This window comes from Flagellimonas flava (assembly GCF_050617915.1).
In the GTDB taxonomy this organism is placed as follows: Bacteria; Bacteroidota; Bacteroidia; order Flavobacteriales; family Flavobacteriaceae; genus Flagellimonas; species Flagellimonas flava_A.
In genome coordinates, this window is record NZ_JBODQE010000001.1 from 20,314 (window position 1) to 45,582 (window position 25,269).

Consider the following 25,269-nt stretch of genomic DNA (forward strand, 5'->3'; position numbering starts at 1 on the left):
TAAGTTGTGGTTAAACCTTCACCAAATTTTGTTGGATATTATCAGGAACCGCCTCAAAAGAAGAAAACACGGAATTGAACGTAGCCTTGCCCTGTGTCAATGAACGTAGATTGGTAGAATAACCGTAAAGCTCGACCTCTGGAGTATTGCATTTTAAAATCTGATAGCGATCCGCATTATCTATCCCAAGAATGACGGATCTTCGGGATTGTAAGTCGGTCATTACACTACCTACCATTTCTTCAGGTACTTTCACGGTCAACTCTCGAATGGGTTCCAATAATTTAGGTTTGGCATTCAAAAATGCGGCCTTAAAGGCGTGCGCGCCTGCTATTTTAAAAGCTATGTCGTTGGAATCTACCGAGTGCATCCTGCCGTCATAGACCATCACCCGTACATCCCTAATGTAAGAACCGGTCAACGGTCCGGATTCCATTACTTCTAGAATCCCCTTTTTGATGGAAGGCAAATACCGCAGGTCTATCACTCCACCCACAATGCAGTTGTAGAATACCAATTTACCGCCCCAGGGAAGTGCCATTTCTTCCTTTCCCCGAATATTGAATCCCTCTGGCTCCGGTATTCCCTCATACCATGGTTCAATTTTAAGGTGTACTTGGGCAAACTGCCCCGCTCCTCCTGATTGCTTTTTATGCCTATAATTAGCAGTGGAAGATCGCTTTATGGTTTCCCTGTACGCAATCTTGGGTTGTTTAAATTCGGCTTTGACCCCATAATTGTTTTCGAGGGTCCATCCAATAGTTGCCAAGTGCAACTCGCCCTGGCAGCCCAAAATCAACTGTTTTAACTCCTTGGAATAGGTAACCACCACCGTTGGGTCTTGACTGTGTATTTTCTTTAGGGCATCGCTCAGTTTTTCTTCATCCGCCTGTTTTTGGGCAACCACAGATTTACGGGTTCTAGGCTCTGGATAGGTTATAGGTCTTATGGTCACTTGATGACCCTGCTTGTACAGGGTATCATTGGTTTCGGTATGTTTCAATTTTAGGGTAGCTCCTATATCGCCAACCATCAGTTTTGAAACCGGTTCCCGTTTCTTTCCATCCATAATGAAGAGCTGATGTAGGATTTCCGTTTCTCCAGTGCGGGAATTAACAAGTTTGTCATTTGCATTGATCACCCCGGATTTTACCTTAAAGAAGGTTAGTTGCCCCAAATTGGGCATGTGTACCGTTTTAAAAACAAACAGGGCTGTTGGTGCCTCTGTTGTACGCAAAACCGTTTTGTCCTCCACACTTTGTTCCGGTTTTAAATCGGCAGCTGCGGGCGCTACATTGTCAATAAAGCCCATTAACCTACCACTGCCCATATCTTGAAGTGCGGATACACAGAAAACAGGAAAAAGTTCATGGTTCAGCATACCTGCTTTGATCCCCTGGCGCATTTCATCCTCACTAAGGGTACCCTTTTCAAAGAATAGTTCCATCAAATCCTCATCGTTCTCTGCTGCTTTTTCTACCAGTTCATTGTGCAATTGGTCTGCCAAGGCTTTTTGATCCTCGGGTATGGGTAATTTTTCAGGTTTTCCGCCTTGCGCAGAAAATTTGTAGAGTTTCATTTTCAATACATCAAGAATGCATTGCGCCCCATCAATGACCAAAGGATATTGGATTTTAACGGCGTTGTTGCCAACCAATTCCTTGATCTCCTTAAAGCTATCCTCAAAACTGGCATTCTTATGATCTATTTGATTTACCACAAACAATGTGGGTTTGTTATAAAGGTCAATTTGATTCCAAATAATCTGTGTGCCTATCTCTACCCCATGCCTAGCGTTGATCACGGTGACAACGGTATCTGCCACCCTAATGGAAGAAAGTATCTCCCCAATAAAGTCGTCGAGACCAGGAGTATCAATGATGTTGATTTTGTAATTACGCCATTCGGTGTGCAAAGGGGTTGCAAAAACAGAAGCACCCCTCTGGTGCTCTATTTCATGATAATCCGATACCGTATTTTTACCTTCCACAGTGCCCCGTCTATTGAGCAATCCTGCCTCAAAAAGCATGGTTTCGGCCAAGGTGGTTTTCCCACTGTTGTTGGCTCCCACAAATACAATGTTCTTTATATGTTTATCGTCATATACTTTCATAACCCTTAGTGTTTAGCATATAAAAATCCCTATTTCTTCATTCTTAAAATATGACATTTGGCACCTCTTTTTCTGAAGTAAAAGATGCTTACTGGCCTAACGAGCGGTTATCGAAAAATTTGGAGGTTACTGGATTCATTATCAAGATAATAAATATCTCTTCAGCATGCAATTGCATCAATTTTTGAATCCTACGTCTTATTAAGTGAAATTAAATACATAACATTTTAAATATATCACAATGAAGACTAGAGAAACAAAGGAAAGTAATGTAGTCCAAGATGGCGGATGCTGCGGACCAACTCAACAAGTAAGGGAGACTGCTTCAACTTCGTGTTGTGGCGGTGCTTTACAGGCAGTAGGCGGTGGATGCTGCTGATAGAAAGTACAACCATACATTATAAAACCAAAAGCCCTTCCTAAAGAAGGGCTTTACTTGGTAGTGCTTTCATCAATTATCATAGTTTTGTTTATCAATCATCTATATAAAAATGCAATCACAAATAGATCAGCTGTATAATCCTCTGTTTTACTACGTAAAGAAAAGGGTGAACAATCATGAAGATGCGGAGGATATCACCCAGGACGTCTTTTACAAACTGTCCAAAACAAAGACGGATTCGGTAGAGAACATAAAGAGCTGGGTCTACACCATTGCCAAGAACGCCATAACTGATTATTACAGGAAAAAACGAATTCCCGAGGATGACGTTGAGACTTTTGCCCTCACCGAGGAATATGACCAAGAAAATGCTGCCGAGGAACTAAGTAAGTGTGTCACCGTTTTTATCCAAGAACTTCCAGAAGAGTATCGCTCCATTCTTACACTTTCTGAATTGGAGGAAATGTCCCAAAAGGAAATTGCAGAAAAATTGGGGATAAACTATGTAACGGTTAGATCCAAAATCCAAAGGGGACGCAAAAAACTGAAAGGGTTGTTCTCCAAATGCTGCAACGTTAAGCAGGGTGGAAAAGGAAGTATCCTGGAGTACCACCAGAATTCCGCCTGTAATTCCAGTGGGTGCCCTGATTAACCATCCGCGGGCGTATTTTCATATTTCCATGCATCATTTTTTCAAGTTCACGTCTATAGTTGAAGAACAAATTATAAATCAAAAGTTTTCAACTATGAAATTAAGTTTTAAGAGTATCTTCTTTAGTACGTTGCTAATGCTAATGGGCCATATGGCTTTCGCCCAATCCAATTGCTCGGCTGCTGATACAAATGGAGAAAAGTCGGCAAAAAGCTGTGAAAGCAAAGTGGCCACCACTGGAGAATCCACTTCAGGGTGCTCTCCCACTTCATGTAGGGGCGCAAAAACAAAGTTTGGGGAGGCCAAGGTCATCAGTACACTAAGGTTGGACTTGATCGACCTCAAAGCGGGAATGGAACAATCCGCAGTTCACGCTTTTGATGCCCAATCCTATGATATTCATGGCATCATTGGCGAAACCGATGAAGAAAGTCTGGACATCATCATCAAAGAGGTTAAGGTGGTAGAAAAAGAAATTGCAGAAAAGCTGAACAAAAGGCTGGCCGAATTCCAACTTCCGGAGAACAAGGCCAAACAGATACAATATTTAAGCAACCGTATCAAAGGACTCAAGGCGCTCCTATAGCATTATTTTTAATTTGTTTCAGGTATGGTACCTCAAAAATAACTGGGGACCATACCTATGCACATCTACCACTAAAAAGATGACTTTACGAAAAATAATAAGTCTGTCCATCGCCCTGAGCTTTCTAGTTTTATTGATTACGGGAATACTGTCCTATGTACAAGTATATTCCCGAACAGTGGCAACCTTGCATACGGTTTTCGGTGGACTCTTCACGCTTGGAGTGCTATTCCATTTCACTAATAATTTCCGACCACTAAAAACCTATAGCAAATCCAAGCTATTGTATCCGATAACTGCGATATTGGCTATTTTTTTCTTAGCCGCATTTTATCAATTTAAGCCCTTCAAATCCATGATGGACTATGGGGCCAAACTAAAAGCAAGTTCAGGAAAGGAAGTCAATCTATCCGAGTACCTGGTGGTTGAAATGGGCAATGAACAAGAAGTTGAACTCAGCATCGACCTTTTACGATCAGAGCATTATTGGCATCCGCAAATGGCCATTTGGACCGAAGATTCCGAAGGAAACTATCTGGAAACCGTTTTTGTTTCAAAAGCAACGGCAAAGGGATTGTTTTTTGGTGGCCGAAGCAAGGAAAACTTCAAGACTTTTGATGAGAACAAAGATGCCGTTGGGGAGTATAGACGGGTCAACGCCCTACCAGTATGGTCGCACAAAAGAGGGGTGGTCTATGCAGATGGAATGTACGTTCCCACAAGCACTGACCCCCTGCCCGATGCCATCTCGGGAGCAACTTTGATCGATAACTTTAAGCTGTTTTCTTCCGTCGAGCGTTCGGATGCCTTTGTTTTGAAAATTGAAATCAACGTGGCGTTCGATGACAATGAATATTATTCCGAATATGATTTCCCAGATGATGATGTCTACCACAATGGTACGGGTCAATTGGGGCAACCTTCCATAATTTTTGAAACTCCAATCCACATGGACGATGGCAAAAGTTATTATCTCATGGAATTGGTGGGGCATGGGCATCATTCAGGTCAGACAGGGGAAATCTATACCGACCTCTCCACCTTGACCACGGCCAAGCAAATTGTGGAGCGCATCGTGGTCGGCGTAAAACCCGCAGCGCATCAAGATAAAATTGTTGGTGTATTAAAATAGCAGCATGAACATGGCTTCTCCCCTTTCACAAATCCAAATGGCTTTCCAGCATTAAAAACAGGATTAAGTGACCGTAGATGAGACCATGAAGCACAACTAGTTCTCTTGTTTCTTCCCCTCACCAAAGATTTGCCAGGCATCTATGGTAAGCTCACTTCCAGTATCAGAATTGGTATAAATGATATAGCCCATTTTCAACTTGTCGTAAATTTCAAATTGACATTTGAAATCACCGTTGTTTCCACCGTGGTAAAAGGTATTGCCATAATCCGTTTCCCGAACAAAAATACCGAGACCTGCACCCTCTTTCTTGTCCGCATTATTCCAGTATTCAGGTTCTGATTCGGTGTGAATCTCCAAAAATTCAGAATAGGTACTTGGTTTCAACCCTTTTCGCTCTAGAATTGTAAGGGCATATTTGGCAAAAGCCTTGGCCTCTGTATGCATGCTAAAAGCCATGCCAGCGTATTGTGGAATGTCCCAATGGGTAGGATGTCCTCCCACATGTCCATCGGATACCACCTCTCGTAATGCTTCGCTATCGCTAAATTCCATGTGGTATAATCCATTTGGTGCTATTAATTCCTCATCAAGAATTTGCTCAATGGTTTTACCCGTAATTTTCACCACCACGCGCTTTAGATATTCAAAACCTTCCCCCGAATACCCGTATTTTTCTCCTGGTTCGGCAATCATATCAATTCCCCAGTTGGGCAGACCACTACGATGGATCAATACGTGTCTGGCTGTCATCTTTTTATATTCCGGGTATTCCTCAAGCTGCTCAAATGGGAGATATTCATGCAATGGCCTGTCCATGTCAATGATGTTTCGATCTGCCAACCTTAACACCACATAAGCAAAAACAGGTTTGGTGATGGAGGCAGCCTCAAACAAGGTGTTGTCATCAACTTGTTCCTTGGTCACCGAATTCTTTACCCCATAGGTTTTATGATACACCACTTTTCCATCCTTGATCAAAGCCAACGAGACACCAGGAATATTGTAATGTTCCTGATAGCCCTCAATAATTTGATCCACTTGTTTTTTAGATTCTTCATTGAAATCATGCAGCAACCCTTTTTCTGGAATCAGGTCAGGTTCGGGAAGCATCTTGACCACCAAGGTGGGAATGGAATCATGGCCATCCTTACCCAGTGAAAAAGTTACAGGCGCTGTTGGGGCCATTCTGTGGAATCGGTAATCAACCTGTACAATTTTGGTGGGTACTTCTATTTGATAATCCCCAATGGGCAAGGGCACGGAAAAATTTCCTGTGGAATCCACCACGGTCTGAACCCACATGTTCTCATTGTCCAGACTGCTCATTCTAATACTAATGGGAACGGGAGTTTCGTTCACTCCAGAGGTGTCCACTTTGCCTTTCACCAAGCCAATTTCTGTGGCATCTGCTATAAAAATTACATTGCCCAATCGGTCTGGGTTTGCCACTTTTTGTGTTCCCCTGCCCCAAGAAAACCAGGTAAAGCTGTCGTCTTCGTCTTTGTCAACCACTACTAGGTCTATTCCCATGGACATGCCCTCCTCAATTTTTCGGTCCAGTTTTACCTTCCACTCAACGGTTTTTCCCGTATCCGTTACATTTTTTGCCATCTCCACCTTGTCCCAGGCAGTTCTTGCCCCGTAAGCATTGCGGTCGTTCCCGTATTCGCTGTACTGGGTTACCGGTGATCCTGTCTTTAAACTTTTCTCGTTAATATAAAGCTCCAATCCATCCTGATTGTCCCAAAAAGACAACTCAGGGGACTCTATGACCAAGGATTCATCTGCAATTTCCATGGCAATATATATTTCGCCTTTTGCCGCATTATACCCAATGCGAAAATTACCGTCATAATCTTCATGGCTGTCAGGTGCTGCACCTAATTCCGCATTTTTGATGGGATAAGAAATAATGTCCGTTGGCCATTCCGAAAGATTTCCATCCAAAGTGATGTTGTCCATCGGTACGGCGTAAGCAATAGCGGCATCGGTGTCCATTATAGTTGCTTCCTTTGAATTTTTACAAGAGGATATCAAAAAAATGGTCGGTAAAAAAGCATAAAAAAGTACTTGGGCAGGTGAACAGGAAAGGGATTTTTTCATGATGTGGTCTATTAGTTGTTACACTAATGAGTCCTTAAAAATCAAACTGTTACAGTAGTGAAATAATTCTTTTTCAGGAACATTCCAGGTCAATAACGCGTTTATCCTTTCTATTGAGTGCCCTATTTATGCTAACGACTTTCAATCAAGCGGTTGAACACAATGTCCCCAGACTTTGGCTTCAGATAGAATTCCCCCTGGTACTGTGCCACAGTCAGGCCTGCTTTTGCGCAAGCCTGTAGGATGGGAATCAAATAGAATTCATTTCCTATTACATATTTGTCAAAAAAAGGAGTGAAATCTGTATTAGTCAACGCATTAAGCTCATCAATTTGTTGTGGTAGACCTAGTTTCACTCCTGTTTTTCCATATTTGATATAAAGCGCGCTCATATAATCGTCCAGCGATTTTTTTCCTTGGCTTAGGGTTCTAATCTCAATATCAAGAATAAATGCAATCGAGGCACCCCCGCCATATATCAGGTGCCAATTTTTGCCTTTTTCATTACCCGCATCCAACAGGTTTGGATGATTATCACCAAGTGCTTGTGAACTATAAAATCTTGAAAACTGATACGCCAATTTGCTCAAATATTCTTCTTTTTCAACTAGTCCAGACCGAACCAATGCCAAATTGGAATAGTACTCCGTAAACCCTTCTGAAAACCAGGAGTTCGTATTCACGTTATCTCCTATTAGAAACCTCGTGCCGTTCCAATAATGGAACATTTCATGGGCGAGTACATTGCCCCAAACAATTGTCCTTTCCTCCAAGTCTTTGTCCACAAACATTTGATGAAAACTGTTATAGAATGCCTCCCCATCCTCAAAAAAGTGCTTGGAAGCGCATATTAAATAATTGGCTTTGGGAAGCTCACCAAAAATGTCCCGGTAAACCGGCAATATTTTCCCAAGTGTTTTTTCCAATAGATTTACGCTATGTTTTAAGTCTGGTACCACAGCCAATGTAATTGACATCTCATCATGGTAGATCAGACGTTCTTCATGCCTGCCTATCATAAGGGCATTGTTCACAAGAGTTTCAACATTTTTTGTCTTAAACTCTTGATCCTCCAGTTGTTGCCAAGGTGTAGAAACATTCCATCCATTTGTTATATCAAATGCTATGATGACTTCTTTTTCCTGGACTCCGCTTGGGTATATAAAAAGTGCTTTCGACACCCAAAATGCGGTACTTTCTGCTACTACTGTTGGTCTTCCGTCCACACCACCCACCGAATTCCATTCATATGTATCATGTTCTAATTTTACCACATAGTTCAGCTGTATTTTTGAATGGGCCAACGTGTTTAAACGCCATTTCTTCCGAAGTGAATTCCAGTGATAGGAAATTTCACTGCCATTTACGTCCTTAATGGATTTAATTTGGACAAAGTGTGCCCATCCGTTGGGGATGTGTGACGGAATTCCAAACCTGGCCATTTCAAGGTAAGGCTCTGTTACATAGAGCTCTGCACTTATTTCAACGTAACGAACATTTTCCGGGCTTACCTTTACGGTGTAGTTTAGTTGGCTGTTCGCCGGTGCTGGACTTTGGCAATGAGCCAATATCGAAAACAAAAGAAAAAAAGGAATGGTTCGGAATGCTCCATTCTTTGAAACCCGATGGCAATTCAAGGGTATAGTTCTTTTGAAAAGATGGCGTATACGGCACATGTTTTTGCTGTCATAAATTTGAACTTTAATATATCCTAGACCGAGTCATTTTATGTATCAAAAGGTGTTTTAGTCCCATTTCCTTTAACCGATTAAATAATTTAATGCTAGCTTGGGGGAAGCAACGCCCACAATGGTGTGTCACCAGTAAGTGTACCGAACAGATGAACAATTTGATACTCATTTTGATGGGAATGGTGGTCATTCAGAGTCTTCTTTTTGCCATCTACCTTTTTAGGAACGCCGTAAAAGACAGGAAGTCCAGAATTTTGCAGGTGCTTATCCTTGTAATCGCCCTTCACTTTTGCAATCTTATCTTTGGCAAAGTACTTCCCGATTATCCTGGCTATGGGCTCAGTTGGATGTTCTTATCTGTTTACGGCCCCTTAATTTTTATCTATACCAAGTGCTTTGTGAATCCCAAGGCAACTGTTGATTACCTGCACTTGACAATCCCGGCATACCCACTATTTTTATGGGTATTTACAACAAGACTGCATCGCGAATCGTCCGTGGATATGTATTTTGACTATTGGGTGTCCCTGCCCATTTACGGTTCATTTCTGGTCTACTTGATTATCTCACTATCCATCATTTACGCAGCCAACCAAAACTTGGCAAACCTGAAATGGCTCAAATATCTTGTGTTGTCATTTTCAATTCTTGTCTTACAACATCTTGTTGTGTTGTTCACTTTTTCAAAAGGGCAAGGCAGCCTAGGTACCGCGCTTTATATAGCTGAGATTGTTTATATGTTATTCTTTGTTTCAGGAATGGTATTCACGGCTCTCTCCAGACCTGTGATTTTTGCTGATGTAAAGAGAATTTTGGAAAGTATTCCCAGATCACCCAAGTACTATTATGCAAACCTTACCAATCAAGAATCCCGGCACATTCTGGAACAATTGGAAAAGTTTATGGGGGAAGAAAGCCCTTATTTGGATCCCAATCTCAGTTTGGTGGGGGTATCCGAAAGCATTGGAGTTCCAAAAAGATATATTTCGCAGGTAATCAATGAAAACCTGAATATCAACTTTAAGGAATACATCAATGCATACCGGATACGCCGCGCTGTTGATATCCTAGAGCAGCCCAACAACGACATCCGGATTTTTGAAGTCATGTACGATGTTGGTTTCAATAGCAGGTCATCTTTCAATCAGACCTTTAAAAAATTTACCGGCCAAACCCCCTCGGATTTTAGGTCATCTGTGCTCCAGAAACATGGGGATAACCCCTATATTACTGAGTAACGATTTTGGTGTCAAAAGCTTCAAATTCGGCTACCGATGAGAAAAAGAATTTACTGTATTCCTTAAATTCAGGGCTTGCGATATATTGTTGATGGGTATTTTCATTGGGCCATTCCGTGATGGCTATCCTATCTGGGATTCTGTCATTGTTCAGGCTGGACATACTTGCTATTTCACGGGAATCAAAACCCACCACAAGCCTACCGCCCAAACGATGGATGACCTTTCGCATTGGAATAAGATATTTGTGCAAGTTCTCTCCTGAGTGTTTAAAATCATGAAGCCAGATATAGGTTATTCTATAAACTTTGTCAGTGCTAAAACGCAATGTTTTTGCATCACGTATCTTAATGTGCACAGACCTTAGGTTCTTCCAATACAAGGGTCTTGTTGCCTTAAGTTCTGGCCAACTTTTCTCATTATGAAAGCCATCAAACTGTTTTTGGGAATCCCAAGAATACATCCCCAATACGCTGGCCATAAAGTGCCTTTCCACCACTTGTATGGTGTTGAACTGAACCAAGGGCTTAAAGGAATATTGCTGTGCCAGTGGAAACACCTTCTCAAAATAAGCCGAGGCGTTTTGCTGGGATTCTTGATTGTGAAAACTGGAGGCAATGAATGAAACGATCATTCCCTTTTCCAACACAACTTCCCGCTCTTGGGCGTTGGAAATAGCAAAAAGAACGACGAAACATAGACTTAAAACTTTGGATTTCATGTGTTTTGGATTGATGTTTTCCAAAACTCGATCACCCAGTTCTAAAGTAAGGCCTAAAACAGGTTTTCAGACAAAAAAAAGTGCTCCACCAACTAGGTGGCCTACCACTCGCAGGCCTCACTGGTTTGCTGATATTCCGATAATTTAAGCGTATCAATGTTCTGGCCATCCTTGATTTTAATGCACAGTAAATCTGGATTTCGGTTGGCGCTCAGGTAGTCTAGTGCTCCAAAACTGCTGACATCCAATGTGGTCAACAAGTTGCTAAAACAGGATAGATAATTCAGGTGCTCCTTTTCGCCAAAATCAATTTGGGTCAATTGGCTATCTCCTACATCTATGGTCTCCAACAAAGGGTTATGGGTAAGATCCAATTGGGCTATTTTATTTGTCGGCGCATATATACTTTCCAAAGCCACTGCCAAACTGGTGTCAAAGGTCTGCAGTTGGTTGTTGCTGATCAGTATATGCACCAAGCTTGGGTTTTCTATGGTATAGGTTTCCAAAAAATTAAAGGAAAGGTTGAGCATGTCCAATTTTGTGGCCGCCGACAAACCAGATACCTTGGTCAGGTCATTTACTTTTAAATCCAGCAGCAGCAATTCGGTGTTCTTGCTCAAATCTATGGTGGTCAGATCATTTCCGGCCAAATTTAGCGTGTCCAAAAGCACATTCTGGCTTAAGTCGATTGCGGACAAGCGGTTGCCGATGGCAAAAAGTCGTTTCAATTTGGTAAAACCTTCAATACCTGTAAGGTCATGAATTTCATCTGATACATTTTGACTGGAGATATCCAGATACTCCACCTGGGCTGCATCTGCTTTAAGGAGTTTCTCATTGATTGTACCATCAGAGTCAATCCCCAAACTGATCAACTTGGTTTCAAACTGGGAATCCGGGATATGTATCTCGGTTGCGGGATCAATGGTGTTGGTGTCATCGTCATTGGAACATGCGGAAAGGAGCGCCAAAAGCGCTAGCGAAAAGCTGGGAATTTTAAAATCCATAGGGAAATCTTGATTGTTTTTTGATTTGATAAATGAGAAAAAAATCAAGCAATAACCGTACCCTAAATGCAATAATTTTCCGTTAAGCTAACAATGAGACAATTAGCTTTTTTAAGACCATTTGTCACCCATGTCCTTTTGGCAGCACCGGATAATTTAACTCTTGGAAACCCAGGGGAGCACCTGCTGTAGACCGGGCATCCTGAGCCATAGGGCAAGCCAAAGCAGGATTCCAAAAACTACGGGAAACGTCACTTCGAGATGTCATCCTGAGCGCAGTCGAAGGAGCATTGAGAAGTCTTAAAAACCGTTTGTCCAAAGTAGGTCTCGACTGCGCTCGACCTGACAAATATTATATAGAACTCTGGTTAAAGTATAAATAAACAGTTTATAGTTTGTATCTTTTTGGCGCTATTGACCTCTCGCAGCATGCCCCACAAATTTTATATGTAGCGTATGAACGTCCATCTTACCAAAGAACAGAAGATTAAGGTCTTAAATTCTGTTGATGTGTACCATGTAATGCAGCAGATATTGCTGCGCGAAAACAAGATCCGCCGCAACCAAGAACATTTTTGGGTGGTGGGGCTCAATGGCAAGAATAAGATCCAGTTTATTGAGCTGGTTGCCCTGGGTGCCGTTAACAGGGTAAACGTAGACCCGCCAGATGTGTTTAGAATGGCCATTTACAAACTGGCCTCCAAAGTGATCTTTGTGCACAACCGCCCCAGTGGCTCCTTGGAGATCTCCGAAACAGACCAGAACGTGACCGACCGTTTGTTCAAGGTGGGCAAGCTGATCAATATTGAGGTGGCAGACCACCTGATCATTACCGAGGATGACTATGCCAGCTTTGCCGACGAGGGGATTATGGACAAACTAAAAAACTCTGGTTTGTTTGAGATCATGGGCCCCGAAAGAAAGGAGCTGGAACAATGGAAGATCGATACCGAAAAGAAAAGGGCCATTAAGCAAAATAAATTGGAGATTGCCAAGAAAATGAAGGCCGAGGGTTTGGATTCTGAAATTATCAAAAAAATTACTGGGTTGAGTGATGCTGAGATAGCGAGGTTGTAGGGGTTTTTCTAATGTTTAGGATGAAACCAAAAATCTTTCACAACTGAATTTGTGTTCATCATAAGGTGCATTTACTATAGTTTGTTTAAAACCTTACTTTGGGATTCCTTTACGCTGGTCATCATTCATCCATTTGTTTATACGCTTCATAAACGCCCAAACATCGTTGTCTGCAGGTTTCACATAATCTGGACTATCCGAATCCGATCCCATTTTTTCAAATATTTTGGAAATCCACATAGATTTATGAACCTCAATATCCAATTCGGATAACCAATGCTCTACTTCACCTATACGTACAGTGAAAATTCCGTATTCCTCCAGCTGATTGAATAAATTATTTGCAGCCTCTTTTTCTTCATGAGGTAAAGCATTTATACCACCATCATTTTTCATATCTAAGTTAAGTTCTGCAAATTTATTTTTCAATAAAGTTCTTGCCTGTCCTAGCTGAGTTCTACTTATTTCTGGCACATAAGATGACTTTAAGGCATTAGTCCAATTACTGCCTTGATTCTTTAAAATGTCAATATCATATATTCCAACTGCCGGAATACCCATTTCCCTAAGAGGTTTTATAATTTTGTAAATAGTATCTTTCCCTACAGCATTAATTATCAGGCAGTTGTCAATTGAATTTTGTTGCTCAAAATGGTTAAGCCTTTCGTTTATCTCTTGATAAAATGCTCGGTCTGAATCCCCCTCAGTAACAATTACATTTTTATAAAACAAAGCATTAAGAACACCTATTGACCTCAAAAGTGGATCCTTCATTAAAGATTCGATTTTATCTTTATCCAATAATCTTGCCGTCCCAATTTCATTGGAATATGTCAGTCTGACAATGTTTATCGGGGAACCGCTCTGGATGCAACCCATTAAAAAATTAGAACTGTGAGTGGAAACAAACAATCTGTTCGGTTTGTTTTTGACTGAATAAGATATTTCCTTTCCAAGTTTATAAGACAAAGAAGGGTGTAAAAATGCTTCTGGTTCATCAAGTATGGTTACTTTCGGATTACCCGCAATTATAGTAGTTATTATTCCAGTAAAAGCTTTCACTCCATCACTTGCTTGACTTATTTCAAGTGCTTCGTTATGAAACGCGACTGCCTCTTCATGTAATCCTCTTTCTTCTTGATGATTTTTTGGTTTAACTTTAGATAATCTTATTCTTAATTTTCCTACCATAGTAGGGTCTATTACAAAATAGAGTTTAAATGCATCATATATTATCCTGCGAGTCTCAAGTCTTTTCTTGTCGTCCTTAAAAAGCGTTACCAAATAATTACGAGGAACTTGTTGTAAATCACCTAGCTCCTGCGGATTAATTATAGATATTCTATTTAGTGCGTCTAGTTTTAGCGTTTTCAGTTTTAAATAATATTTACAGAATTCAGTTTTAAACTCGTTTGGCGTTAGAAGAAACAGTTTAATTATGTCTTCCGGTACCTGTGACTTAATAAGACCATTACCAAACAGGATATGACCTTTAAATATTCTGTCCGATGGACCTGGCTCTACTGTATGCTTTTCAATTTCATTGGCTAGATGTTCTGAATCAATTCCTACGAATGATAGGTCTTCTATTAGTTTACAGGTATGTTTTACAAATCCCTCAAGGCATATTTGATGTATTTCCGATAGCAGTTTGCTTTTGCCTGAATTGTTTGGCCCAACAAAAATAGTCACGGGGGTTGTTTCAACAGATAACTTAGGACTATCTGGATGTGCCCCGAATCTAAGTTTAATGTTCTTAATCACTAATCCAATTTGTTTTCTATTAGTATTTCCTTAAAATCATCTAAATGTACCAATATACTTAAAGAATATATACCTGATTTTCCTACTTTTTAAGAAATCCGTTCTTGAATCTGAGCAAACAATTGTTGATACGTGGGTACCTCAACACTCAGCCGTTCCGCGGCACTAACCACATAACCTACTAAGCTCGCCACTTCAGTATAAGCTTTTTTGTTTTGGAAATCCGAATGTAAAAAAGAGGTGGCCACTTGGGATAAACTTTTTAAGCGGCCCATTGTCATTCCGCACTTGATGCGGAATCCAAACCTTATTCCAATGGATTCCTGCTTTACGCCACCGCTAAAGCTTTTGGCGGCACGCTGTCGCAGGAATGACAATCTGTAGTGCCCTATTTCTCATCATAATGAAACCTGCATTGGATGATAATGCATTGTTGGTCAACCCCTTTTTTGCCCGTTACCTTATACACCAATCGGTGCTCCCCGGTAATTCGTCTAGACCAAAAACCTTTTAACCCATGTCTTAGCGGCTCAGGCTTGCCCAACCCTTTAAAAGGGTTTTGTTTAATAGATCGTAAAAGCTCCTTTACTTTGATGGCGGTATCTGTATCGGTTTCCAGCCAATACGCAAAATCTTCCCATCCGTGGGCGGTAAAACTAATGTTCATTCAGGGGTAGCTTCAATTTCGTCTTCGTTGTATTGGATCAAATCCCCATTATTTATTTGCTCCATAGATTCCCTAAGCCTTTCCCTATTGGCCTTTGTGGATAATAAATGTTCCGTTTCCTTCAGTGCGTTGTACTCACTGATCGGCATGATCACCACGGCATCTTCTTCTTTACTTCGCGGCACCACAATGATCTCCAAGGATTTGGAGACAAAGTCAAAATGCTTCTTCATGTTTTTTCGCAAAGCGGATATGGTTATGGCTCTCATGAGAACGGATTAGAATGCACATAATTTTGTACATGTAAACGTACAAAATATATACCAGAAATACAAGCGCAAGGTTTTTGAGACCACTAGTGCTGAACCAACATACTACTCTCTTCCTTGGATTTCTACATACAACTTCTGGTAAGTTGGCACTTCAACACTAAAGAGCTGTGCAGCTGTAACCACATAACCTACTAAACTCTCCACTTCAGTATCGGTTTTTTTGTGTTGGAAATCAGAATGCAAGGAAGAGGTGGCCGTGCCGGGCAGGGTTTCCAGTTTGGCAAGCACCTTTTCGGGCATATTTGTGGAGATGGCTATGCCCTTTGCCTGGGCCACTTGGGCCACTTCGTTTACCAAGGCTATTGTGGTGTTTCGTTTTTCGGTATCGGCTAGAATGGGGCCCACAGGGGCATCAAAATAGGTGGTGGCCGTTGCCATTACCGAGATAAAGACAAACTTTTCCCAGATCATCTTTTCAATATGTGGGGTCAGGGTCACGGCTACCCCCGCCATTCGTAACATATTTTCCAGGGCATACAGTCGGGCATCGGAACCACCTTCCATCCCAAAGAACAGCTTTTTAATGTTGCCCAAGTTTTCCACCACCCCAGGGCGGGAGAGTCGGGCAATAATGTACACGCAGCCATCGCACACCAGATTGTTGGGCAACAATTTTTGGATGCGATCCCTACAGTCCACCCCATTGAGCAGGGGCAGGATCACCGTTTGTGGGCCAATACAGGGAGCCAATTGTTCTATGGTCTGCTCCAAATCATAACTTTTGGTGCAGACAATAATATAGTCCACCTCGCCAATTTCGCTGGCATTGTCCGAGGCCAATTTAGGAACGGCCACAAATTGCTCCTCGCCCTCAATAACCGTTAAGCCAGCTTCTTGAATTTTCTTTAGATGTGCTCCGCGCGCCAAAAAACTCACTTCCACCCTTGGGCTGTCCTCAAATTGTTTGGCAAGCAAGCCTCCAAAGAAGCCGCCCACCCCTCCTATTCCGGCAATCAAGATTCGTGTAGCACCCATAATTTCCCCATTTGAAAACGTCGCTTGAAATTAAGCATATTTCCGCAGTCAATGCCAGCCCAAATGATGCTACAGATACTTTTCTTTTAGAATGTTGATATGGTGCAGCTCATGCCCAATAATGGTTCGTAGAAAATCCGAAAGGGGTACCGTCTGATCTTTGGCCTTGCCCTTGATCTGCAATTGCTCCGTAGAGAGGGAACACACAAAACTATGGCTGGCCTCTCTCACGTTTTTGTAATCGGTAAACAGCTCTTGGAAGGTTTGTTCATCAAACCTAGCGTTTTGCACCAAAGCCACCTGATCATACCCCCAAAGTTGCAGTTGTTGGTTACGGCTCAGCCAAAAGGCACGGCTCATTTTAATCCGCTCATGATCCACAATATGCCCCACCACCTGCTTGATGCTCCATTTGCCCGCCGCATAGCGGAAAGTGGACTTTTCCTCGCTTATCGTTTCCAAAAAAGACAGCGTGGCCGTTGACGCAAAAAGGATTTGGCAATCAGAATTGCCAGCCAGATCCAGATAATACGGAAATCCATCTTGAGGTGAATAGGTCATGGTTTATATTGGGATTATTTTGATTCTTCCCAATGGAAAGATAAGGCCTTTACACTTGCCTACCAACCACGATCATTTATCAATACAGCTTGACGGCATCAAAACTCTTTTTGTACTCTTCCAAGTGTTCAAAAGCATCCAATGCCTCAACAGAATCATTACGTTCCACCCATTTTCTGAGCTTGTCCGTACCGTTGATCACATCTATGGGATTTTGGTCATAGTTGTATTCGTAGGGTGGTTGTTTCCATTTAAAATCCTCCCCCAGCACATGGTACAACTCCCTGATTACAAACTGCCCTACCCGCCAGGGTTTAAAAGTCTTCCTGTCCGTTACATGGATTTGGAACCCACCGCAGACCGTGTTCCCGTGCTTTTGAAAGGTGGGTAGAAAAGTTATGGGCCTCAGCTCAAATCCTTGTAGTTTGGATGCCTTTATGCTTTGGGAAATTTGTTTTTCATATAAAGAATAGGGTTCGATTTTTGGGTGTCCCACAATTTCCAAAGGCTGCGAGGTGCCTCGACCTTCACTCAGCTGGGTACCCTCTAGAAAAACAGTGGCAGCAAAGGTGATGGTACTCTCAGGCCGTGCAATATTGGGTGATGGTAAAAACCAAGGCAAGCGGGTATCCTCAAAATACATGGCCCTCTCCCAATTTTTCATTTGAATGACCTCAAGCTTCGCTTTCTTTTTAGCCCACAGCTTTTGGTGCATCAGCCCCACCTCACCAATGGTGAGTGCATGCCGAATGGGCAAGGGATGCAAGCCCACAAAGGACACAAAATCAGCCTCCACCAGATTCCCCTCGATATCTTGCCCGTTAATGGGGTTGGGGCGATCCAGTACGATTACTTGAATATCCTTGTCGGCACATTTCTCCAATAACAGGGTAAGCGTATATATGTAGGTGTAGATCCTACAGCCCACATCCTGAAGATCCACAAAGATATGATCAATGTCCTCCAACATTTCATCCGTTGGAATGCGCGTTTCCGAATAGAGGGAATAAACAGGAATTTGAAAATAGGGATGTATGGTATGATCGGTCTCCACCATATTGTCCTGCACATCAGTAGAAAAACCATGTTGGGGGCCAAACAGTTTTATAAACCTGGGGCCAAACATTTCCTTAAACCGAATGGTGGCATGGGTATAGGTGCTATCCACGGATGCGTTATGGCACAGCAGGGCGACCTTTCCCTTATATTGTTGCTGAAGGCTTTTGTCCTGGGTCAGAACATCAAGACCTGATAAGACTTTCATTTGTTCGTTGTTTTGGTTGAAATCAATTTAGGGTAGTCAGGAATTGTACAGGGGCAACTACGCCGTTGCCCCCGTACCGTAACTAAACTAACTACTCAAAAAAACCATTCTTAGATAGAAGGGTTTGCCGGTGTATTCGGATTGTTCTCCCTTTCAATGGTCGGGTATGGATAAAAATTCCTGTTTCGCTCATTGGTGGTATTGGCCGCCTGCGGAACGGAGAAATCTGGATAAAACCGCTTGTGGTCTCCCCAACGCAGTCCGGTCAAGAACAGTTCAATGGCCCTATTCTTATAGATTTCATCCATTACTTCGGATTGGCTTCCTGAGTCACCTCCCCAAGCAGGAAGGTTGGCATTCACCCCCAAAGGGTCATCTGTTTTTTGACGTACCAGATTGATTTGCGTCACTGCATTGCCCAGCTGATTTTGTCTGGCATAAGCTTCTGCCTTGTTCAGCATCATTTCCCCAGGCAGATAAATGGGGAACGGAGCCGTATTGGTGGCCGCAAAGCCCAACATTTCGCTAATGGCCTGCCCTCCAGCATCGGCATTGGCAAAGCCAGCATCGGCACCCAAGTAAAAGGCAATACGTCCGTCTCCCGCTTCTGGAATAAATGCGCCTAGTAGACCAAAATTGGTCTGAGGTTTTAGATCCGTAGAGTTTACGGTTCTGTTCCAAATGGGGTTTTGGTTGTTGGCATCGAAAATCCACATGGAATTGGTGGCATCGCCATCGTTTAAAACAGCATCGGAAGCAGCAATGGATTCCGCATAATTCCCAGCCCATAAATGGTATCTGGAGAGGTGCGCATTGATGACCTTGGTCAGGCTTAAATCCGTCCACAAAACAGCAGATGCAAAATCGTCTGAAACTGCGGTTCCCGCCAATTCATCCCTTGCCTCCTGCAAAAGTGCTATGCTCTCTGCCAATACTGCTGCCCGATCACTAAAAGGTGCTGCACCATCGGCTGAATTGTTGATGGGTACTTCCTCAAACATCTGCACCATGGCTCCCAAACACATGGCCTTGAACAGATTGCCATAGGCCAAAAGTCCACTTCGGGTACCTGCGGTGAGTTCCACGGTATTGGCGCCCTCAATCAAGGATTCTGCCATTCCTTTGGCTTTTAATAATTCAACCCAAGGGTTGGTAATACCTCCACTTTCTGCTGGTAGTTCTGCACCCCCTTTTGCCAGCTCATTAATATTCAGAAAGGTGTTGGTGACACCCAGCTCTCTTGTGGTAATCCCTGGAGCCTCCACCACTTGTCGCAATGCGGTAACTGAATAAAACTGCCGTATTCCAGTGGCCAAGGCAAAGAGTCCATCCTTGGTCTGTAGGACTACTTCTTCTGTTGGGTTATTGGGATTCTCAAATTCTGTATCACAGGCCACAAACAAACCCGCAATGATTAGAAAAGCACCTACTATAGTATATATTTTGATATTTTTCATCTTTCAATTTTTTGGATTAGAATGTAGCTGTTATACCAAACCTGATGACCGCTGGGATGGGAATCAATCCCATGACCCCTCCTCTAGACCCATTGCTTTGGGCATCAATGTTCACCTCTGGGTCATAACTTGAAAAGTCATCGATGGAGAACAGGTTCCGTCCGGTCAAGGAGAATTGAAAACTTTCCACTCCCGTAAATGGCTCACGTAACAAATAGCCCAAGGAAATCTCCCGAAGCTTGATGTAAGAACCATCTTCAATATAGGATTCCGCAATACCAAAATTGGCACTTCCGGTTCCCCTGACTGCATCACCCCGCAATTCAGCGGCTGTGGCAGGGCCACCTCCAAAGCGATAGAACATTCGCTGATCCCAGCTCAAAACATCCACCCCTTGAACGGCATCCAACTGCATTCTAAAAGAGAAATCCTTGTACTTCAACTCATTGATCAAGGAAGCGATGTAATCCGGATTGGGATCCCCGATCACCTTACTTAAGTTGGCGCCACTTGGTTGTCCATTAGCGTCCCTTTCCGGAACAGGGTTGCCATCAGCGTCAACACTTCCTTTCTCCCGTTGTGGTAATCCTTCAGGAGTCAAGAGTAAACTGCCATCAGGGTTTCTCGCATAAAAACCTTGGTAAAAAACACCTAAAGGCTTACCATTTTTAGCCACCGAAAATCCGAAATTCCCGATACCAAACTGCTCCCCAGCTATATCATTCACCTCATTTTTATTAGTCGAAAATGTACCGGTTACAGACCAATTAAAGTTATTGGTCTGGATAGGGGTTGCCGTGATCATGGCTTCAAACCCTCTGTTGGTCATGGTTCCGATGTTCTCTACTCTAAATTGAGCTCCCGTACTTGGTGACAAGCTCCTTCTTAACAACAAATCCTCAATGTCTTGTTTATAGTAAGTGAGTTCCAGTCCCACTCTATTATCAAACAAGGCCATGTCCACACCAAATTCCAGCTCCGTTTGGCGCTCTGGCTTTAGATCTGGATTTCCCAAAAGATCGGGAGCTACTAACCCAGAATTCCCGTCAATGCTTTCTGCAGAATAATTGGACAATCTGTCAAAAGGACCTATGGCGGTAAGGTTACCGGCTTGCCCCCATGCTCCCCTCAGCTTAAAGCTGCTGAACACGTTGGACAGATTATCAATCCAAAAATCCTCTTCGGAAATTAGATAGGATGCACTCGCCTTAGGATAAAATTGGTTTCGCTCGTCCTCACCAAAAACGGAAGACCCATCCAATCGGATAGCTCCTGTAAGGAAAAGCTTGTTGTCCAACCCAAAGGTCTGCTGCAAGAAACCTCCCCAGAAGGTTCGCTCACTGCGGTTTTCATTGGTGGTGATGGAAGCCGCACCATTAGTGGTTCGTACGCCCAAGGCCAATCCTGTTCCTTGTATGGAACGAAGGATGTTTTCATCGGCCTGCCAAGAGAAACCAGCTGTGGTGGTTGATTTCAGGTTGTCTGAAATCAATTTATCATAAGAAGCATTCAGATCACTATTGAACAGCTTGGCACTTATAGTGGTGGTACTGGCACTACCCAAGGGCACTGTGGTTGTCCCGATGGGAACATACCTTGTTCCTCTGGATTCTGCATTATCATACCCCAAGGTGTAATTGATCTTAAGGTCATTTGTCGGGGACAAATTGATTTGCAGATCGCTGATCGTTCTGTTGTTGGTCTGTTGAAAATCGAAGGTTTCTATATACTCCAGAATGTTGGGGTAAAAGGTCATCTGGGGATAGTTCCCGTTTTCATCAGGTGCTGGATTTATGGTGTTGTTCGTAAAAAGAATGGTCTGCAAAACCCCGAAGCCGTACCCTCCGTTGGGAACATCGTTACTGTGGCTTGTGGAAAAATACATTCCCGCGGATGCAGATGCCCAGTCATTAAATTTTTGATTGATGCGTATTCTTCCACCTTCTCTTTCATAATCGGTGGATTTCATGATTCCTTCGTTCTTTAAATAGGAAAGCGAGGCAAAATAATCGGTGTTTTCGTTACCTCCGGAGATAGAGACATAATTGTCTGTTCCTGTGGAGTTTTGGAAAACCATGTCCTGATAATCATAACGGGTAACCGATTCTGTACTGAGGTCTGTGATATCCGTGGAAGTCCAGTCCAAGGGCTCCTCATTAAACTCCCTTTTTTTCCTCAGGTAATTTAGATTGACACTGGTGGCCACCTTGATTACGGGTTTCCCTGACCTTCCTTTTTTGGTAAAAATCTGAACCACCCCGTTGCTCGCTCTGGAACCATAGATAGCTGCAGCAGCGGCTCCCTTAATGACCTCCACCCTATCAATGTCCTGAGGGTTAATGTCCGAAAGTCGGTTTTGTACCACACTGGTCACATCCAAAACATCGGTGGAGTTGTTGTTTACAATAACCCCGTCAATAATGTACAACGGATCGGAACTACCATTAACGGTACTGGCACTCCGCAACCTAACACTGATACCCGCCGCCGGATCTCCAGAGTTTTGGGACACCTGAATACCAGCGAGCTTACCGGAAAGCGCTCCTGTAATGTCAACCGCGCCGGAAGCTGCAATATCGGTTCCTTCAACACTTGAAATGGTATTTCCAATTTGCTTTTTGGCGGTCAAAGCCCCTACACCCGTAATTACTACTTGGTCCAAGCCCAAAATGTCGGTGCCTAAAGTAATATCGTTTGTAACCTCGGTTTGAGAACCCAAAGTCACTGTAAGTTCTTGGGTGGTGAAGCCCAGGGATCTAAAAATAAGTACGTAGTCGCCTGGATCAAGGTCTGCTTGCAACACATAATTTCCTGAAAAGTCCGTAATCGCTCCCTGATTGGTTCCCTCAATCTGCACTGTAACACCTGGAAGCGGATCCCCAATTTCGTCGGTTACTGTACCGGAGAGGCTGTACGTTTGCTGTAATTCCAATTTTGGAGCTGGAGCCTTGGGTGTCGGCGCATCGTCTTGGTTCCTCGTCAATACGATTTGACGGTCAATTATTTTGTAAAGGACATTGCCATAAGGAAAGAGCTTGCCGAGCACCTTACGTATCTCTTGTCTTTTGACCTGAATGTCAATTTTTCGCTCCAAATTCAGCTCCTCCCTGCTGTAGAAGAACTTAAAATCGGTTTTGGATTCTATCTCCTCAATAATCCTGGAAATAGGAGCATCTTTTAGATCTAGATCAATCTTGACTTTTTGCGAGTAATTCGGCTCTGCCTTTAGCTGAAAAAGGGCCACCATGAAAAACAAGAGTGAAAATTTCATTTTGAGATCTAGTTTCGGTAAGACGCGGGAACATCTCACCAATGAGTTCATTAGTTTTTTCATAATTTTGTTTGATTTTTGTTGATTCTTACGACTTAGATCAAATCTTAATCGGGAAGTGCGGGAACACTTTCCGATTTTTTGGTTCTTAGGGTGTTCAATTCATAGATAGTAGTTTTAGTTGTTTTTTGTCTGCTCTTTTCTTGTGCATTGAAATAGCACTACAAAATTTCTTGTTCCTTGTTGATTATAATAGTGTTCGTATCCCGATTGATGGTATATGTAAACGGCGTATGCTCCTGAAAAATTCGTAGTATTTGATCCAATGATTCTTTGGAGAAGGTTCCTGTGAATTTCTTTGCATCCAACTCGTGGTATTCATTGGTAATGGCTACATCAAAATGCCGCTGGAGTTCTTTAAGAATCAACTCGAAGCGATCATCCACAAAAAAGAGCTCCCCTTTGGTCCAAGCGGTATATTTCTGAACATTCACCTGATCCACTGCTATGGCTCCCTCTTTAAAAACAGCTCGCCCACCAGGAACCAGTGTGATAGGCTTCTGCCCTTCAGCATTGTTTGATTTGTATACGCCCACGCTACCCTCCACCAACACCGTGGAAGTATTGTTTTCATTTTTGTAACTGGAAACATTGAATTCCGTACCATAAACACTGGTGTTCATGTCATCCGTTATTACCGTAAAGGGTCGGGCTTGGTCTTTTTCTACCGAGAAATAAGCTTCCCCATCCAGGTAAACATCCCGGGGTTTGTCCTTTAAAAAGCTTACGGGATATCTGAGTTTTGACCCAGAATTTAAAAAGACATGGGAGCCATCAGAAAGTACCAATTCAAACTTTTTGCCATAAGGAACGGACAGTTGGTTATAGGTAAGTCTTTCCGCTTCTTGCTTGCCTTCGTTGTTGTACAAAAGCATATTCTGCTTTTGGTTCACCACCTGGTTTCCTTTGGTATTGGTTATAATTCCTGAAGAAGTATCGTCTAAAACCTTAATGGTACCGTCTTCCAACTCCAAGGTAATAACTGGGGTGTCAGACTCTATCACGTGTTCCTGTTTGTTAAACAGTCCGCTTTGATACACCATATAGGAAGTTGCCAACAAGCCGATAAAAACAGCGGCTATTTTTAGCACAAAGCTCTTTTTTGATCCCCTGGATGGTCTCGGAACAAATACCCTGTCCCCATCCCTTCTCCGTTGGATAACATTTTGCCACATGGTATCAAAATCGCCATCGGTGAGATTTTCCTCGTCAAAATCCATAAGCTGTATGAACCGTATGGCATTCTGGACAAGTTCTTTTTTCTCTGGATTGGCGGTCATCCAATTCTGCCAAAAATTGGATGTCATTTCATCTGGGTTCAGCACCCATTTTTGAAAGTACTCGTCTTTGATGAAATCTTCTTCGGTATAGTGAGCGTACTTCATTTAATCTTGAATCGAACAGAAACAATCTGTTGTTTTCTAATAAGAGAGTGAAAATGCGATTAGTACCCCATGGAAAATGAGAAAATTTCCAAATTAAAACATAAATATCTGTTATATAGTTGATTAGTTTAACTCAATTAAAGTAAAAAAGAGGAGTGATTTAATGAGCTGAGATAATCAATTCAGCAAAACGGATACTAACAGCGAAGGTATGGCCCCCATATATTTTCTAAGAAAATGTATCGCCCTTCCCATAAGTTTGTAGGTCCCTTTGTTGCTCAACGACATGATTTCCCCAATCTCAGCATAACTTAAAAGGGCATAATACTTAAGGTAGATGATTTCCCTTTGACGGTCCGTAAGCTTTTTGACAGCCTCCTTTAAATGCTGTTTTTGCAAATCAAATTCTTGTTTTTCTGCCAAACTATGGGCTTTGGCCTGTACAATCGGTTCAGAAGCAATTGTAAATTTTGCGTTGTCGTACAGCTTTCTACCTCGGACTGTTTCCGAAATCACTTTTCGCCTTAACGATTTAATGAGATACGATTTAATGGACTTTACGTTTCCCAAGCGATGCTTGGTATCCCAGATTTCAATAAAAAGATTTTGAATACAGTCTTTGACCAAGTTCTTGTCCTTGACCAACTTTAGGCCATAATTGTAGAGTAAAGGAACGTTGTCCCTATAGATTTGGGCAAATGCTGCTTCGCTTCCAGATTGGAATTCTTTCCATAACTGGGAATCCTCATATTTGGGCTCACCAACAGATTTGGACGCATGCTGACTTTTTGCATCCTCAGTCGTGAGCTTAGGCCGATGCACTGATTT

At 42.5% G+C, this 25,269-nt stretch carries 21 protein-coding genes; 5 read left to right on the plus strand and 16 right to left on the minus strand.

Translation table 11 applies throughout. The features are described from left to right. Nucleotides 1-10 precede the first annotated feature (10 nt). Nucleotides 11-2,113 (minus strand): elongation factor G, encoded by a 2,103-nt coding sequence (locus ACRHOZ_RS00090; RefSeq protein ID WP_431121034.1) that lies wholly within the window; start codon nt 2,111-2,113, stop codon nt 11-13. Between the two features lie 491 nt (nt 2,114-2,604). On the opposite strand from ACRHOZ_RS00090, the gene ACRHOZ_RS00095 reads away from it, so the two are divergent. The 3 genes from ACRHOZ_RS00095 (at nt 2,605) to ACRHOZ_RS00105 (ending at nt 4,865) form a co-directional block, all read left to right on the plus strand. Then, nucleotides 2,605-3,147 carry a sigma-70 family RNA polymerase sigma factor gene (locus tag ACRHOZ_RS00095; RefSeq protein ID WP_431121036.1) on the plus strand — a complete coding sequence of 181 codons (543 nt, stop codon included), beginning with the start codon at nt 2,605-2,607 and terminating at the stop codon, nt 3,145-3,147. 94 nt (nt 3,148-3,241) lie between these two features. Beyond that, nucleotides 3,242-3,733 (plus strand): hypothetical protein, encoded by a 492-nt coding sequence (locus tag ACRHOZ_RS00100; RefSeq protein WP_431121038.1) that lies wholly within the window; start codon nt 3,242-3,244, stop codon nt 3,731-3,733. A 79-nt stretch (nt 3,734-3,812) separates the two neighbouring features. Beyond that, entirely contained in the window at nt 3,813-4,865 is a 1,053-nt protein-coding gene (locus tag ACRHOZ_RS00105) for a DUF4405 domain-containing protein (RefSeq protein ID WP_431121039.1), read from the plus strand. Nucleotides 4,866-4,961: 96 nt separating this feature from the next. On the opposite strand, the gene ACRHOZ_RS00110 is transcribed toward ACRHOZ_RS00105, so the two are convergent. Beyond that, nucleotides 4,962-6,971, minus strand: a complete 2,010-nt coding sequence (locus ACRHOZ_RS00110; RefSeq protein ID WP_431121041.1) for a serine hydrolase — start codon at nt 6,969-6,971, stop codon at nt 4,962-4,964. Between the two features lie 131 nt (nt 6,972-7,102). Further along, a complete protein-coding gene (locus ACRHOZ_RS00115) occupies nt 7,103-8,647 on the minus strand; it encodes a hypothetical protein (RefSeq protein WP_431121043.1) in 1,545 nt (514 codons plus the stop codon). Nucleotides 8,648-8,811: 164 nt separating this feature from the next. Here ACRHOZ_RS00115 and ACRHOZ_RS00120 point away from each other — a divergent pair, with 164 nt between their 5' ends. Further along, nucleotides 8,812-9,900, plus strand: a complete 1,089-nt coding sequence (locus tag ACRHOZ_RS00120) for a helix-turn-helix domain-containing protein (RefSeq protein ID WP_431121045.1) — start codon at nt 8,812-8,814, stop codon at nt 9,898-9,900. On the opposite strand, the gene ACRHOZ_RS00125 is transcribed toward ACRHOZ_RS00120, so the two are convergent. Continuing rightward, nucleotides 9,890-10,621 carry a hypothetical protein gene (locus tag ACRHOZ_RS00125; protein WP_431121047.1) on the minus strand — a complete coding sequence of 244 codons (732 nt, stop codon included), beginning with the start codon at nt 10,619-10,621 and terminating at the stop codon, nt 9,890-9,892. The two genes, ACRHOZ_RS00120 and ACRHOZ_RS00125, sit on opposite strands and share 11 nt — an antisense overlap. A 101-nt stretch (nt 10,622-10,722) precedes the next feature. Further along, nucleotides 10,723-11,628: a hypothetical protein gene (locus ACRHOZ_RS00130; RefSeq protein ID WP_431121048.1), complete on the minus strand. Its 906-nt coding sequence runs from the start codon at nt 11,626-11,628 to the stop codon at nt 10,723-10,725. 456 nt (nt 11,629-12,084) lie between these two features. On the opposite strand from ACRHOZ_RS00130, the gene ACRHOZ_RS00135 reads away from it, so the two are divergent. Next, a complete protein-coding gene (locus ACRHOZ_RS00135) occupies nt 12,085-12,705 on the plus strand; it encodes a JAB domain-containing protein (protein WP_431121050.1) in 621 nt (206 codons plus the stop codon). Between the two features lie 93 nt (nt 12,706-12,798). On the opposite strand, the gene ACRHOZ_RS00140 is transcribed toward ACRHOZ_RS00135, so the two are convergent. From ACRHOZ_RS00140 to ACRHOZ_RS00190, 11 genes are all read right to left on the minus strand, one after another. Continuing rightward, nucleotides 12,799-14,469, minus strand: coding sequence for an ATP-dependent nuclease (locus ACRHOZ_RS00140; RefSeq protein WP_431121052.1), 1,671 nt, complete (start codon nt 14,467-14,469; stop codon nt 12,799-12,801). 89 nt (nt 14,470-14,558) lie between these two features. Further along, complete coding sequence (locus ACRHOZ_RS00145; RefSeq protein WP_431121054.1) at nt 14,559-14,846, minus strand: ketopantoate reductase C-terminal domain-containing protein; 288 nt, start codon at nt 14,844-14,846, stop codon at nt 14,559-14,561. 11 nt (nt 14,847-14,857) lie between these two features. Then, nucleotides 14,858-15,136 carry a Txe/YoeB family addiction module toxin gene (locus tag ACRHOZ_RS00150; RefSeq protein WP_431121056.1) on the minus strand — a complete coding sequence of 93 codons (279 nt, stop codon included), beginning with the start codon at nt 15,134-15,136 and terminating at the stop codon, nt 14,858-14,860. Beyond that, entirely contained in the window at nt 15,133-15,405 is a 273-nt protein-coding gene (locus tag ACRHOZ_RS00155; RefSeq protein WP_420399707.1) for a type II toxin-antitoxin system Phd/YefM family antitoxin, read from the minus strand. Before ACRHOZ_RS00155 ends, ACRHOZ_RS00150 begins: the two co-directional genes overlap by 4 nt. A 105-nt stretch (nt 15,406-15,510) precedes the next feature. Further along, a complete protein-coding gene (locus ACRHOZ_RS00160) occupies nt 15,511-16,443 on the minus strand; it encodes a ketopantoate reductase family protein (RefSeq protein WP_431121059.1) in 933 nt (310 codons plus the stop codon). Nucleotides 16,444-16,512: 69 nt separating this feature from the next. Beyond that, the gene (locus ACRHOZ_RS00165) at nt 16,513-17,004 is read right to left on the minus strand and encodes a DinB family protein (RefSeq protein ID WP_431121061.1); all 492 of its coding nucleotides are present in this window, start codon (nt 17,002-17,004) and stop codon (nt 16,513-16,515) included. A gap of 79 nt (nt 17,005-17,083) precedes the next feature. Beyond that, nucleotides 17,084-18,268 carry an exo-beta-N-acetylmuramidase NamZ family protein gene (locus ACRHOZ_RS00170; protein WP_431121063.1) on the minus strand — a complete coding sequence of 395 codons (1,185 nt, stop codon included), beginning with the start codon at nt 18,266-18,268 and terminating at the stop codon, nt 17,084-17,086. 110 nt (nt 18,269-18,378) lie between these two features. After that, nucleotides 18,379-19,725 (minus strand): RagB/SusD family nutrient uptake outer membrane protein, encoded by a 1,347-nt coding sequence (locus ACRHOZ_RS00175; RefSeq protein ID WP_431121065.1) that lies wholly within the window; start codon nt 19,723-19,725, stop codon nt 18,379-18,381. 16 nt (nt 19,726-19,741) lie between these two features. Continuing rightward, nucleotides 19,742-22,996, minus strand: coding sequence for a SusC/RagA family TonB-linked outer membrane protein (locus ACRHOZ_RS00180; protein WP_431121067.1), 3,255 nt, complete (start codon nt 22,994-22,996; stop codon nt 19,742-19,744). A 221-nt stretch (nt 22,997-23,217) separates the two neighbouring features. Further along, nucleotides 23,218-24,441, minus strand: coding sequence for a FecR family protein (locus ACRHOZ_RS00185; protein ID WP_431121069.1), 1,224 nt, complete (start codon nt 24,439-24,441; stop codon nt 23,218-23,220). A gap of 177 nt (nt 24,442-24,618) precedes the next feature. Next, nucleotides 24,619-25,263 carry an RNA polymerase sigma factor gene (locus ACRHOZ_RS00190; protein WP_431121071.1) on the minus strand — a complete coding sequence of 215 codons (645 nt, stop codon included), beginning with the start codon at nt 25,261-25,263 and terminating at the stop codon, nt 24,619-24,621. Nucleotides 25,264-25,269 lie beyond the last annotated feature (6 nt).

Bases quoted from the DNA above. Each gene is read 5' to 3' on its own strand.
- ACRHOZ_RS00090 (WP_431121034.1), bottom strand. From the start codon at position 2,113: ATGAAAGTATATGACGATAAACATATAAAGAACATTGTATTTGTGGGA.
- ACRHOZ_RS00095 (WP_431121036.1), top strand. From the start codon at position 2,605: ATGCAATCACAAATAGATCAGCTGTATAATCCTCTGTTTTACTACGTA.
- ACRHOZ_RS00100 (WP_431121038.1), top strand. From the start codon at position 3,242: ATGAAATTAAGTTTTAAGAGTATCTTCTTTAGTACGTTGCTAATGCTA.
- ACRHOZ_RS00105 (WP_431121039.1), top strand. From the start codon at position 3,813: ATGACTTTACGAAAAATAATAAGTCTGTCCATCGCCCTGAGCTTTCTA.
- ACRHOZ_RS00110 (WP_431121041.1), bottom strand. From the start codon at position 6,971: ATGAAAAAATCCCTTTCCTGTTCACCTGCCCAAGTACTTTTTTATGCT.
- ACRHOZ_RS00115 (WP_431121043.1), bottom strand. From the start codon at position 8,647: ATGTGCCGTATACGCCATCTTTTCAAAAGAACTATACCCTTGAATTGC.
- ACRHOZ_RS00120 (WP_431121045.1), top strand. From the start codon at position 8,812: ATGAACAATTTGATACTCATTTTGATGGGAATGGTGGTCATTCAGAGT.
- ACRHOZ_RS00125 (WP_431121047.1), bottom strand. From the start codon at position 10,621: ATGAAATCCAAAGTTTTAAGTCTATGTTTCGTCGTTCTTTTTGCTATT.
- ACRHOZ_RS00130 (WP_431121048.1), bottom strand. From the start codon at position 11,628: ATGGATTTTAAAATTCCCAGCTTTTCGCTAGCGCTTTTGGCGCTCCTT.
- ACRHOZ_RS00135 (WP_431121050.1), top strand. From the start codon at position 12,085: ATGAACGTCCATCTTACCAAAGAACAGAAGATTAAGGTCTTAAATTCT.
- ACRHOZ_RS00150 (WP_431121056.1), bottom strand. From the start codon at position 15,136: ATGAACATTAGTTTTACCGCCCACGGATGGGAAGATTTTGCGTATTGG.
- ACRHOZ_RS00155 (WP_420399707.1), bottom strand. From the start codon at position 15,405: ATGAGAGCCATAACCATATCCGCTTTGCGAAAAAACATGAAGAAGCAT.
- ACRHOZ_RS00160 (WP_431121059.1), bottom strand. From the start codon at position 16,443: ATGGGTGCTACACGAATCTTGATTGCCGGAATAGGAGGGGTGGGCGGC.
- ACRHOZ_RS00165 (WP_431121061.1), bottom strand. From the start codon at position 17,004: ATGACCTATTCACCTCAAGATGGATTTCCGTATTATCTGGATCTGGCT.
- ACRHOZ_RS00170 (WP_431121063.1), bottom strand. From the start codon at position 18,268: ATGAAAGTCTTATCAGGTCTTGATGTTCTGACCCAGGACAAAAGCCTT.
- ACRHOZ_RS00175 (WP_431121065.1), bottom strand. From the start codon at position 19,725: ATGAAAAATATCAAAATATATACTATAGTAGGTGCTTTTCTAATCATT.
- ACRHOZ_RS00180 (WP_431121067.1), bottom strand. From the start codon at position 22,996: ATGAAATTTTCACTCTTGTTTTTCATGGTGGCCCTTTTTCAGCTAAAG.
- ACRHOZ_RS00185 (WP_431121069.1), bottom strand. From the start codon at position 24,441: ATGAAGTACGCTCACTATACCGAAGAAGATTTCATCAAAGACGAGTAC.